The 11,789-nt window shown below is 64.2% G+C and carries 8 protein-coding genes; 1 reads left to right on the plus strand and 7 read right to left on the minus strand.

Going from position 1 to position 11,789, the window contains the following annotated elements; all coding sequences use genetic code 11:
• Positions 1–33: 33 nt before the first annotated feature.
• From ACQ4WM_RS15280 to ACQ4WM_RS15290, 3 genes are all read right to left on the minus strand, one after another.
• Positions 34–1,383 carry a sensor histidine kinase gene (locus ACQ4WM_RS15280; RefSeq protein ID WP_436547529.1) on the minus strand — a complete coding sequence of 450 codons (1,350 nt, stop codon included), beginning with the start codon at positions 1,381–1,383 and terminating at the stop codon, positions 34–36.
• Entirely contained in the window at positions 1,376–2,071 is a 696-nt protein-coding gene (locus ACQ4WM_RS15285; protein ID WP_436547530.1) for a winged helix-turn-helix domain-containing protein, read from the minus strand. Before ACQ4WM_RS15285 ends, ACQ4WM_RS15280 begins: the two co-directional genes overlap by 8 nt.
• 89 nt (positions 2,072–2,160) lie before the next feature.
• Positions 2,161–2,544, minus strand: coding sequence for a hypothetical protein (locus ACQ4WM_RS15290; protein WP_436547531.1), 384 nt, complete (start codon positions 2,542–2,544; stop codon positions 2,161–2,163).
• Positions 2,545–2,706: 162 nt separating this feature from the next.
• Between ACQ4WM_RS15290 and ACQ4WM_RS15295 the strand changes: the two genes are divergently transcribed.
• On the plus strand, positions 2,707–3,483 hold the full coding sequence (locus ACQ4WM_RS15295) for a DUF481 domain-containing protein (protein ID WP_436547532.1): 777 nt from the start codon (positions 2,707–2,709) through the stop codon (positions 3,481–3,483).
• Positions 3,484–3,546: 63 nt separating this feature from the next.
• On the opposite strand, the gene ACQ4WM_RS15300 is transcribed toward ACQ4WM_RS15295, so the two are convergent.
• From ACQ4WM_RS15300 to ACQ4WM_RS15315, 4 genes are all read right to left on the minus strand, one after another.
• Positions 3,547–4,542, minus strand: a complete 996-nt coding sequence (locus tag ACQ4WM_RS15300) for an HD domain-containing phosphohydrolase (RefSeq protein ID WP_436547533.1) — start codon at positions 4,540–4,542, stop codon at positions 3,547–3,549.
• A gap of 24 nt (positions 4,543–4,566) precedes the next feature.
• Positions 4,567–8,292, minus strand: a complete 3,726-nt coding sequence (locus ACQ4WM_RS15305; protein WP_436547534.1) for a PAS domain S-box protein — start codon at positions 8,290–8,292, stop codon at positions 4,567–4,569.
• 373 nt (positions 8,293–8,665) lie between these two features.
• Positions 8,666–9,034: a hypothetical protein gene (locus ACQ4WM_RS15310; RefSeq protein ID WP_436547535.1), complete on the minus strand. Its 369-nt coding sequence runs from the start codon at positions 9,032–9,034 to the stop codon at positions 8,666–8,668.
• 74 nt (positions 9,035–9,108) lie between these two features.
• Positions 9,109–11,592 (minus strand): TonB-dependent siderophore receptor, encoded by a 2,484-nt coding sequence (locus ACQ4WM_RS15315; protein ID WP_436547536.1) that lies wholly within the window; start codon positions 11,590–11,592, stop codon positions 9,109–9,111.
• Positions 11,593–11,789: the final 197 nt, after the last annotated feature.

An 11,789-nucleotide genomic window follows, 5' to 3' on the forward strand; every position in this document is an offset into this window, starting at 1 on the left:
GGGGGTTACAAGTTGGTAATGTGACCCAGGCAATCAGTGATTGAGGCGCAGCCGCACGCACAGGCCCGGTGCTGCATCCTCGATTTCCAGGCTGCCGCCGTGCAGGGCCGCGATCGCCGCGACGATAGACAGGCCCAGACCATTGCCCGGCAGATGGCGGCTTTTGTCGAGGCGATAAAAGCGCTGGGTCAGCTTCGGCAACTCGCTGGCCGGCACACCGGGGCCGTTGTCGCACACCGCCAGCCAGGCACCCGAGGCGTCCTGCCCGCACGACACCTCCACCGTGGCGCCCTGCCCCGCGTACTTGATGGCGTTGTCGACCAGGCTGGCCAAGGCACTCCCCAGCAGGTTGCGGTCGCCGCGCGCCGGCAGGCCCGGGCCCGGGCGATACAGCTGCACCAGCAGCACACCCTGCTCGTCGGCCGTTGCCTCATACATTTCCACGATATCGGCGCCGATCTGCTGCAGGTCGATATCGCTGAAATATTCGGGACGCATGCCCGATTCGGCCGCTGCGATTTGCAGCAGCTTGTCGAACACGCGTGTCAGGTCATCGATGTCGGCGATCGCCGATTGCGCCGCGCTCTCGTAGGCGGCCACCGTTTGCTGCTGGCGCAGCGCGCCATCGAGCTTGTTGCGCACCCGCCCCAGCGGCGTGCGCAAATCGTGGGCGATGGCGTTCGACACATGGCGCACGCCCTCCATCAGCTGCTCGATGCGGTCGAGCATACGGTTGATGTCGCAACTGAGCTTGCCGAATTCGTCGTCACTGGCAACCGGGATGCGCTGCGACAGATCGCCCGCCTCGATCTCGGCGGCAGTGCGGCGGATCTGACCGATGCGCGCTTCCAGCTGGCGCCGGAACAGCCAGGCGCCGGCCACCATCAGCAGCACCGCCACCCCGCCACCATAGGCGATCGAACGCAGCACCAGAGTGCGGATCGAGTCGCTTTCCAGCATGGCGCGGCCCACGTACAGCCGCGTGCCGTCGGCCAGATCGCGTATCAGCAGCCGTGCCGGCACAACCCGACCTTCGCGCGTGACATGCACATGCAGCAGCTTGCCGGCCGGGCTGTCGGCCACCGGCCAGCTCGACAGATTGCCCGAGATGCGCCGCCCGGCGGCATCCAATAGCAGGAAGATCTCGGTATCGCTGTCGGTACGATCAGTCAGCAGATGGGCGATTTCGCCCGAGGTGCGGCTGCTGTCGCCAGGCTGGTAGATCGCCGCCAGACGTTCGGACAGCACCATCAGCTTGCGATCGACGCTGCGGTCGAGCACACCGATGGTGCCGAAATAGAACACACCGCAGACGATGGCGATGGAAATGGCCAGCAGCAGGCCGTAGCCCAGCGCCAGACGCGCCGCGATCGACTTAGGCATGCGGGTCGCTTTCCAGCACGCCCAGGGTGTAGCCGACGCCGCGCACCGTATGAATCAGCGCCGGCGAAAATTCCTTGTCGATCTTGGTGCGCAGGCGGCTGACCTGCACGTCGATCACATTGGTCTGCGGGTCGAAATGGTAGTCCCACACCGCTTCGAGCAGCATGGCGCGCGTGACGGACTGGCCCTGGTGGCGCATCAGGTATTCAAGCAGGCGGAACTCGCGCGGCTGCAGCGCGATCTGGCGGTTGGCGCGCGTCACGCGCATGGTGCGCATGTCGAGCACCAGGTCGGCCACCTGCAGCTGGGTGGCGTCGGGCACCGGTGCGGCGCGGCGCAGCAGCGCTTCGATGCGCGCCAGCAGCTCGTCGATGGCGAACGGCTTGGACAGATAATCGTCGCCGCCACTGCGCAGGCCGCGCACGCGTTCATCCACGCTGGACAGGGCCGACAGCACCAGCACCGGCGTATTGCGTCCCATGCCGCGCAGGCGCGCAACGATCGCCAGGCCGTCGATCTCTCCCGGCAGCAGACGGTCGAGCACCAGCGCATCCCACTCCTCGCCGCAGGCCAGGCGCATGCCGTCTATGCCGTTGTCGCAGGCGACGACCTCATGGCCGGCGTCGCGCAGGCCGGCACAAATATAGCGGGAAGTATCGGCTTCGTCTTCGATGACCAGGCAGCGCACGGTGAGTCCTTGTAATAAATCTGTTCAAGTGCGCAGCATACGCCAGCCGGGCCGGGCTTGCCAACAGCGCCGCCAGTCATCCGTTCAATTCAGTTGCATTTGCCGCGCAGCTTGGCGATCGCCACGAAAGGCAGCGCAAACAGGCCGCCCACGCCGATCGGCCCCAGGTTGGTCGGCTGGCGTTTCAGGCCATCCGCATGCAGGCAGTCGGGCACTTTCGCTTCGCTGAAGGCGGCGGCAAATTGTTCGTACTTGTCGGCGCGTATCGTCACCTGCTGCATGGCCGGCTGGCCCGATTCGGCCTGCGCGCGCTTCTCTTCGGCCAGGGTATCGCGCACGGCGGCGCTGATCATCGCCTGGGTCAGGGCTGGGGCTGGAGCCGGGGCTGGAGCTGGCGGCGGCGCGGCTGGCACCTGCGCGAAGACAAGCGTGGCGGCCGAGGCCAGCACAATGGCACTGCAGACAGACTTCATGGACACTCCCACAACAGATAACAAGTTGATAAGCTGACCTGCACTATAGCAGAGTCGAAGCGCCGCGTGCGCGGCGCGGGCAATTGCAGGCTCAGGTACAATACCCGCTCGAATTTGATGGGCCGCGCACGCAGGCGCACCCGCACAGACAAGCATACAGCCATGAAATCCATCCCTACTATCGTACTGGCGCTGGCCCTGGCCATTACCCACGCCGGCGCCATCGCCAAGGACACCAAGCAAAGCCTGCTGTTCGACGAAATCCCGATCGGCAGCTGGAGCACCTCGGCCGAACTGGGCGCCATCAGCACCTCGGGCAATACGGCCGGCACCTCGGTCACCGGCAAGATCGACGCGCGCCAGGAACTGGACGACTGGAGCAACCAGTACGTTTTCAGCGGTTATTTCAAGGAAGACAAGAATACCGATGACGAAGGCCACCGCTACCGCGAGCGCTCGGCAGAGCGTTTTTCCGCGTCCGCCAAGGCCGCCTACAAGCTGATGTCCGACAACGACAAACTGTTCGTGCTGGCCTCGCACGTGAATGACCGCTTCGGCGCCTACACCAAGTACTCGACCCTGGCAGTCGGTCACGGCTCGCGCTGGTACCAGTCCGACGACAAGAGCGTCGACGTGGAAGTCGGTCCGGGCTACTTCAACGGCACCAATGACGAAGGCATATCCGAACATGGCCTGACCATCCGCGGTGCGGCGGCGATGAAATGGAAAGTGAGCCAGTCGGCCATGTTCACGCAGACCGTCAGCGTGGAACGCGGCACCTCGAATACCCACTCGATTGCCGAATCGGCGCTCAGCACCAAGATTAACGGCACCATGCAAATGAAAGCCGCCTTCAGCGCCCGCAACGACACGCACGTGCCCGATGATAAAAAAAATACAGATACGCAGACCTCGCTGACGCTGGTTTATTCGTTCTGAACCACGCAGGACGGGGCGGACCAGCGCGGTTGCCGGGGTGACCAGCGCTTTATCGGACGCGATTTACACGGGTTCTTTCCACTGCGCCTTGATCTCCAGCATCGCCGGCAAATTGGCGATAAACAGCTCGATCAGCTCGGGATCGAAGTGCACGCCGCTGTCGCGCCGCATGGTGGCTATCGCCTCTTCCACCGTCCAGGCGCGCTTGTAGGGGCGCTCGCTGGTAAGGGCGTCGAACACGTCGGCGATTGCCACGATGCGCCCCTCGAGCGCGATTTCCTCGCCTTTCAAGCCGTTAGGATAACCGCTGCCGTCCCATTTCTCGTGGTGCGTCAGGGCGATGGTATGCGCCATTTTCAAGAGGCCGCCGGCATGTTCGCCGATGATGGAGGCGCCGATTTCGGCGTGGCTGCGCATCACCTGCCATTCTTGCGCATCGAGCTTGCCCGGCTTTTGCAGGATGGCGTCAGGGATGCCGATCTTGCCGACGTCGTGCATGGGCGCGGCGTTCAGCAGGTCTTCGGCCTGGGCGTCGCTGAAGCCGGCGGCCAGCGCCAGCTGGCGCGCGTAATAACTCATGCGGATGACATGCATGCCCGTTTCATTGTCCTTGTACTCGGCCGCCTGGCCCAGGCGCTGAATGACCTGCAGGCGCGAGCGGCGCAGTTCGGCCACGTCGACCAGCGACAGATGGGTGCGTACGCGGGCACGCACGATGGGCGGGCTGACAGGCTTGGTGATGTAGTCGACGGCGCCGGCGTCAAAGCCTTCGGCTTCGTCCTTCACGTCGGCCAGGGCGGTGACGAAAATAACAGGAATGGCCGCCGTCTGCGGCATGGCTTTGAGCTTGCGACACACTTCATGGCCGGTCATGGTCGGCATCATGATGTCGAGCAGGATCAGCTCGACCGGATGGTTCTGCGCCAGCTCCAGGGCCTTTTCGCCGTCCTTGGCATACAACAGGCGGTAATCGTCCTGCAGTATCTGGCGCAGCACCTGCAGGTTGGTCGCTTCATCGTCGACCAGCAGCAGGGTCGGTTTTTGTTCGGGTATTTTCATGTCCATACATTCACTCAGATTTGATCAGGATGATACGGCACCGTCTTCTGCGCCCGCCTGCGCCTGCAGCCACTCAAGCAACTGCCTGAGCACGGCGGCGGCGCGCGCAAATTCGAAGTCGTCGATGGCGCCGGCCAGGGTTTGCAACTGGCGCTGCTGGGCGTGCGGCGCGAGCAGGCCAGTGACGTCCGCCATCAGGGCGTCATCGAGCTGGCCGCCTTCCAGGCTGGCAATCGCCTTGCGCAGCGCGACCTCGGCCGCCGCGTGGTCGAGTGGCACGCTGGTGGCGGCCACGCTGGCGACACTATCCACGCCGGCATCCGCGCCCTCGCCCACTTCGAGCGCCAGCGCGGCAAACGCCGCCGCCAGTTGCTCCAGCAGTTCGGCCACCGGCGCCTGCTGGTGCAGCGCCTGCTCGATGCGGCCCAGCATGCCTTCGATCTGCATCAGGCACAAATTGGCGGCCGCACCTTTCAGGCGGTGCAGCAGGTGGCCAGCCACGCTGGCGCTGCCGCGCTCGATCTCGCGCGCCAGCAGGGCCGCGCTGTCGCCGCTGGTCCTGGCGAAACGGACGATGGCCCGCTGCAGCGCATCGCGTCCGCCCCACACGCCACTGCCGCGCTGCCAGTCGACCTGGCCGCCGGCAAAGCCTGGCGCCACCTGCTGCGGCGCCAGTCCGGTGGCGATGGTGATGTCGAGCAGGCGCGCGATTTCCGCCGTCAGCTTGTGCATTTCCAGCGGCTTGGAGGCAAAGCCGTTCATGCCTGCCGTCTGAGCGGCGTGGCGGTCCTGTTCCAGCACGCTGGCCGTCAGCGCGATGATCGGCGTCGGTTTGAGGCCCTGCTCGCGTTCGTACACGCGTATCAATCGCGTCGCTTCCAGGCCGTCCATGCGCGGCATCTGCACGTCCATCAGCACGATGTCGTAACTGCCGTTGCGGAACTCGCGCACGGCGCTGTCGCCATCGCCGGCGGCAATCACCTGGTGGCCGGCTGCGCCCAGGCTGATGATCAGCAGTTCGATATTTTGCGGCACGTCGTCGGCAGCCAGGATGCGCAGTGGCGGCAAGGCCAGCAGCGGTTGTTCGCTGCGGCGCAGCACCTTCTTGCCGGCCGCCAGCGGCAGCAGCACGTGGAACACGCTGCCCACGCCGAGCGTGCTTTCCACCGTGATGGTGCCCTTCATCAGCTGGACCAGCTGGCGCGAGATGGTGGTGCCCAAGCCCGTGCCGCCAAAGCGCCGGCTCATCGAGGAATCGGCCTGGGTAAATGGGGCGAAGATCTTGTCGAGGCGGTCGGCCGGGATGCCGATACCCGTGTCATGCACGGCGATATGCACGCTGGCGCCCTGCATGTCGATGGCGACGCGCACCTGGCCCGATTCGGTGAACTTGACGGCGTTGCCGATCAAATTGGTCAGCACCTGCTCGATGCGGCGCGCGTCACCGAGGAAAAACTGGCCGGCGCGCGGGTCGTAATCGACCAGCAGTTCGATCTCCTTGTTGTGCGCTGTAATGCGCAGCGAGGCGGCCACGTGATCGACCAGGTCGGGCAGCGAAAAGTCCCCCAGTTCCAGTTCGGTCGCGCCCTTTTCCAGCTTGGCCGTGTCGAGGATGTCGTTCAGCAGCTCCAGCAGCGAGCGGGCCGACTGGCGCACGGTGGTAAGGTGGCGCCGCTGCAGGCTGTCCAGGGCGGTGCCCAACAGCACTTCCGTAAAGCCGATAATGGCGTTCATCGGCGTGCGGATTTCATGGCTCATATTGGCCAGGAACGAGGTCTTTGACTCGACCGCCAGCTCGGCGCGGTCCTTGGCCGCGCGCAGGACTTCCTGCATCGCGCGCTGTTCGCTGATGTCGGTGGCCAGCTTGACCACCTTGAACGGCTTGCCGTCGGCATTGAAGATCGGGTTGTACGAGGCCTGGATGCTGATACGCTTGCCGTGCTTGCCGAGGCGGTTGTATTCGGCCGCATCGAATTCGCCATTGCCCAGGCGCTGCCAGAACAGCGGATAGTCTTCGGACTGCACGTAGTGCGGCTCGCAGAACATGCTGTGATGCTGGCCCAGCACTTCGTCCAGCTGGTAGCCGACCAGGTCGAGGAAGTTCTGGTTGGCAGCCAGCACCCTGCCCTGCAGATCGAATTCGATCACCGCCATGGCGCGCGAAATGGCCGTCACTTTGCCTTCGTATTCGGCATTGCGCAATTCGCTTTCGGTGATATCGAGGATGACGCCGTCGATCCAGCGCACCACGCCGTCGTTGTCCAGCACCGGGCCGCTGCTTTCGCGCACCCAGCGTTCGCGCCCGTCGCGGTGGATCATGCGGTAGACGTTTTCGAAGTCGCGCTTCTGCCCCGCTGCCTGCACGCAGGTGTCATTGACGCGCTGGCGGTCGTCGGGGTGCACCAGGTCAAACATCCTGACCCTGCCGTCGATGAAATCCCCGGGCATCCAGCCAGTCAGGTTGAATACCGCATCGCTGATGAAAATCATTTGCCAGTCCGGCGCGTAGCTGCTGTGGAACGAGACGCCCGGAATATTGCGGATCAGGGTGCGGTACTGGCGCTCGCTGTCCTTCAGCGCCTGCTCCATATTGCGCGACGAGCGCATGTCGGTGACAAATGCCACGAACAGCGGCTGGCCCGGCGTGTCGATCTTGCCGATGGCGACGCGGATCGGCAGCATGGTGCCGTCCTGGTGGCGCCCTTCGAGTTCGCGCCCGCCGTCGAAGATACGCGAGACACCGGCGGCAAGGAAATCACGCAGGTAGCCCTGGTAGCGCGCCGCGTCTTCATCCTGCAGCAGGATGTTGGCGTCGCGCCCGACGATGTCGGCTTCGCGCCAGCCGAACAGCGCTTCGGCGGCCGGATTGAAAGAGCGCACCTTGCCCTGGCCGTCGATGGTGATGAGGCCATCGGCGGCGGTGTCGACGATGGCGCGCAGGCGCGATTGACTTGCATTCGCGTGGCGCAGCAGCTGGCGGTAGCGCAGCAGGCCGTTGGCGGCAGCTACGAACACGGTCAGGGTGACGGTAATCAACGCCACTGCCAGCGCGATGAACGACGCGTGCACCGTGATTGTGTTGGCGCCTGCGGCAGGCGTGCCCGAAAAGCGCGCCGCCAGCATGCCCGTGTAATGCATGCCAGAAATGGCCAGCCCCATCACCACGCTGCTGGCCAGCAGCGCCGTCAACGGACGCAATTGCCAGCGCGAAGCGGCCAGGCCGAAGCGTATCCACAGCGCCAGCACCGCCATGACGATGGCCACCACCAGCGACAGCGCGAACAGCCATGGTTCATAGTGCAGGTCGAGGGCGCTCTGCATGGCGGCCATGCCGCTGTAATGCATGGAACCGATCCCGGTGCCGACCAGCACGCCGCCGACCAGCAATTGCGGCACGCTGATCTGCGGGCGCGCCAGCAGGTGCAGCGCAACCCAGGATGCGGCCATGCCCGGCAACATCGACAGCAGGGTCAAACGGGGCTCGAAAGTGACGCGGGTGCACAGGTCGAACGCCAGCATGCCGATGAAATGCATCGACCAGATGCCACCGCCGAGCGCAATGGCGCCCGTCGCGATGGCCGTCTGGCGCTGCAGCCACATGTCGCTGTCACGCGCCATGCCGGCCACTTGCAAGGCCATGAACGAGGCGAAGATGGCGATGGCGATCGAGATCAATACCAGCAGGCCGTCATGGGTGCCGTACTGGTAAGGCATGAAGGCCGGGCCTGTGGCGAACATTGAACTGAACATGTGCATCCGTGAAACGAAGATTAACAAGCGGCGCAATACGCGCCAGGGGGCCACTATCGCAACAATCGGGCGAAGCGGCAAACAGGAACAGGGAGTATCGACCGGATGATGGCACGGTCACCAGCCCGCGTTTTCGGGGCGGGGGAGATGTCTTCCATATGCCCTGCGGGGATGGAAAAAGCGGCATGTGTGCAAACCTGGGCGCGGACTATGACAAAGCGGCAACCGGGGTGACAATCATACTGACAGCGAGATTATAGTTGCTTTTTGAAAATATTCACAGGACTTGAACAAGTTAATTGCTAGAACAACAATATCTGCGGCGATGATGCGACACAGCGTCAAGCCCGCATCAAAGCGGGCCAGGTTCTTTTCAGGCGCGCATCTCCGGCATGCCGCGGAACCAGGCCAACTGCTCGCGCGTCAGGTAGTTGCCGCCGTCGCCGTGCACGATGACGATTTCAATTTCAGGAGGAATCGAGTCGAGCAGCTGGCGACCGGTAACGGGAATCTTCGGATAATCGATGCCGGCCAGGAAGGCCAGTTCTTCGGCCACGGTCACGCAGAAGCGCTCCGGTTCGGGCGACGGCACCAGGAACAGGTCGATCTGCTCGCTTTGCCCGCCGATCACCACATGGAACTGCGCATGCAGCAGCTCGGGCAGTATCAGTTCGATGTTATTGTCGGCCCGCGATTGTTCGAAGGCGCGCTTGAGCGGTGTCAGGGTGGGTGTAATGGACATGGCAATCATGGCAAAATGGTCAGTCCAGGCAGTGTAGCAGAGGCGCCGCCGCCAGCGCGCTGCGCTGGCGGGTGCTACATTTTATAGTTCAGCGACACCAGTGCGCTGCGCGGCGCGCCATAGCGTGCCAGCCCGCCCGACCAGCTGTAGCCCAGCGCCTGGTAGTAATGGCGGTCGAACAGATTGTCGATATTCAGGCGCAGCTGCAGTCTGTCGCTGATGCGGTATCCGGCAGTGAGGCCCGCCACCACATACGCACCCTGGGAGGTATAAAACCCCGTCTCGCGGCGGAACATCTTGTCCTGCGCCTGGATCGATCCGCCCACGTTCCAGGGCGCCAGGCTGCCGCCCGGCTGGTACGTGGCCGACAGCTTGAACAACTGCTTGGGTTCGTCGGTGGCGATGCGCTGGCCGACGTTGGCGGCGATATCGTCCCTGACGTACCTGGCCAGGACATAGGTATAGCCGCCGGCAAGCTGCCAGCCCGGCAAGGGTGAACCGGACACCTGCAGGTCGACGCCTTCGCTTTCCACTTCGCCAGCCGCCCGCGCGCAATAAATGGCGCCGCCGGTCGGGCAGTTGCGCTCGTCGGCCATTTCGCGGTTGCGCTGCCTGATGCGGAACAGCGCTGCGCTGGTATTGAGCGTGCCGCCGAAGTACTCGCCCTTGATGCCCACTTCATGGTTGCTGCCGCTGAGTGGCGGCAAGGTGTTGCCGTTGACGTCCATGCTGCTTTGCGGCTCGAAGATCCGGGTGCTGCTGACATACACCGAATGATGTTTGTCCAGGTCGTAGACCAGGCCCAGATAAGGCGTGAGCCGGCCGCTTTCATCGAGACTGCGGGTCCAGGTGGCCCGGCTTTCATACCAGCCGGTGACGTCTTGCGTGTACCAGCCCAGGCGCGCGCCCAGCACCAGGTGCAGCGGATCGGACAGGCTGAAGTTACCGGCCGCATACAGCCCCTTTTCGCTGGTCTTGCGGCCCCAGTTATACGGTTCCTGCCTGCCTGCCTGCATGGCATAGGCGCGCGGATTCCAGTTGCGGATATCAACCACGCGCGTGCCGGCACCTTCCCAGCTCTGGCCCGCATCGGAATCGTCGTCACGGTAGCTGGCGCCGATAATCACTTCATGGCGGCGGCCAAACCAGGTGACAAGGCCGCTCGCGCGCAGGTCGGCTACCACCTGGCCGGTGCTGTACTTCCAGCCCGTTTCGGACTGCAGCAGCAGATATGTCTGGCCATCGATGCGGCTGTTGGTCGTATTGCGCGTGGACGACTTCGCATCGACATGAGTGGCGGCCAGGCGCACCTTCCAGCCGCCTGCCAGCTGGTGTTCCAGGTCGGCGAACAGCACGTCGTTGTCGCGATCCTGGAAGGAATCGGCGTTGTTCAGGAAGGTCGAGCGTGGCAGGTTCATGTGGCCGCCGCCAGGCAAGGTCGGCAGGCCGACAAACACGCCGTCGGTGCGCGTGCTCTGGTGCGAAAAACCCAGGCCCAGGGTGGTGCGCGGCCCCAGGTCGGCTTCGACGATGCCGTACAGGGTGCCGTTCTTGTGCTTGACCACGTCAACAAAGCTGTCGCTGTCGCGCCAACTGCCGGCCAGCCGGCCGCGCAGGCTGCCCGACTCGTTGAGGGCAGCACTGGCGTCCGCCGTCACCTGCCTGTCGCCCCAGGAACCCAAGCTGGCCGAGGCATTGAGCAAGGGCGTGCTTGTGGGGCGCTTGCGCACCAGGTTGATGCTGCCCGAAGGTGCGCCCGCCCCTTCCATCAGGCCGGTGGCGCCGCGCACTACTTCCACCCGGTCGTACATGATCATGTCGGCCGACACATTGCGCTGGTTGAAGCCCGTGACATCGAGCGGCAAACCATCGACATTGACGTGGGTGAGCGCAAAACCGCGCGCGAAATACGAGGTTTCCTGGTCCGTCACGCCCGGCTGCTTGGTATAGATGCCGGGCGTGGCCAGCGCCACGTCCTGCAAAGTGGCGAGATTGAAATCATCCATCTGCTGGCGCGAAATGACGCTGACCGACTGCGGGGTCTGGCGCTGCGACAGTGTCAAGCCGGTCGCCGTGCGCATGTTCCTGATCGTGTACGACCCCGTGTCTTCGGTGTTGCGCTCCGCTTCGGCACTGATGGTCACGGCCGGCATGGTGGCCACGCTGCCCTCCACCGCCCTGCGTACCACGTAACTGCCATTGCCGCTGTCGATCGCTTCCAGGCCGCTGCCTTCCAGCAGTTTCTGCAGGCCCTGCAAAGCAGTATGGCGGCCCTGCACGCCGTTGCTGTGCAAGCCGGCCAGCGCCAGCCCCTGGGTCGACACATTCACGCCGGCGGCGATCGCATAGCTGGCGAGCGCCGTTTGCAGGTCGCCGGCGGCGATCCGGACATCGCGCGCGCTGGCAGCCGCGGTGGTTTCCCCGGCGCGGACCGACGCTGGCGCGATGCAGAGCGCCGTGGCAGAAGCGCCCAGCAACAGGACCAGCGCGGCGCGCACGGCGCGGGCGGTGGGGTGCAATGTAATCGGTGTAGCGCAAGCGTGGTGCGGCAAAAACATAAGGTCCCTTTCAATCGTCATGAGTGCTGTTCTATCTGTTATGACGAGCGGGATGAAAAAAAGGGACATGCAGCGCCTCAATGCCGTTCAGATAGCGCCCCTACACGACCAGCAGACCATCAAAACAGATTAACGCCCCAGTCACCCGCACAGGCCTCTCGGGCCAAGCGGGTCCGAAAAATGTCGAGGGCAAGGCG

Source organism: Janthinobacterium longum (assembly GCF_051380735.1).
In the GTDB taxonomy this organism is placed as follows: Bacteria; Pseudomonadota; Gammaproteobacteria; order Burkholderiales; family Burkholderiaceae_D; genus Janthinobacterium.

Excerpts from the sequence above, each read along its gene's own strand:
- ACQ4WM_RS15280 (WP_436547529.1), bottom strand. The coding sequence starts at position 1,383 with ATGCCTAAGTCGATCGCGGCGCGTCTGGCGCTGGGCTACGGCCTGCTG.
- ACQ4WM_RS15290 (WP_436547531.1), bottom strand. The coding sequence starts at position 2,544 with ATGAAGTCTGTCTGCAGTGCCATTGTGCTGGCCTCGGCCGCCACGCTT.
- ACQ4WM_RS15295 (WP_436547532.1), top strand. The coding sequence starts at position 2,707 with ATGAAATCCATCCCTACTATCGTACTGGCGCTGGCCCTGGCCATTACC.
- ACQ4WM_RS15300 (WP_436547533.1), bottom strand. The coding sequence starts at position 4,542 with ATGAAAATACCCGAACAAAAACCGACCCTGCTGCTGGTCGACGATGAA.
- ACQ4WM_RS15305 (WP_436547534.1), bottom strand. The coding sequence starts at position 8,292 with ATGTTCAGTTCAATGTTCGCCACAGGCCCGGCCTTCATGCCTTACCAG.
- ACQ4WM_RS15310 (WP_436547535.1), bottom strand. The coding sequence starts at position 9,034 with ATGTCCATTACACCCACCCTGACACCGCTCAAGCGCGCCTTCGAACAA.
- ACQ4WM_RS15315 (WP_436547536.1), bottom strand. The coding sequence starts at position 11,592 with ATGTTTTTGCCGCACCACGCTTGCGCTACACCGATTACATTGCACCCC.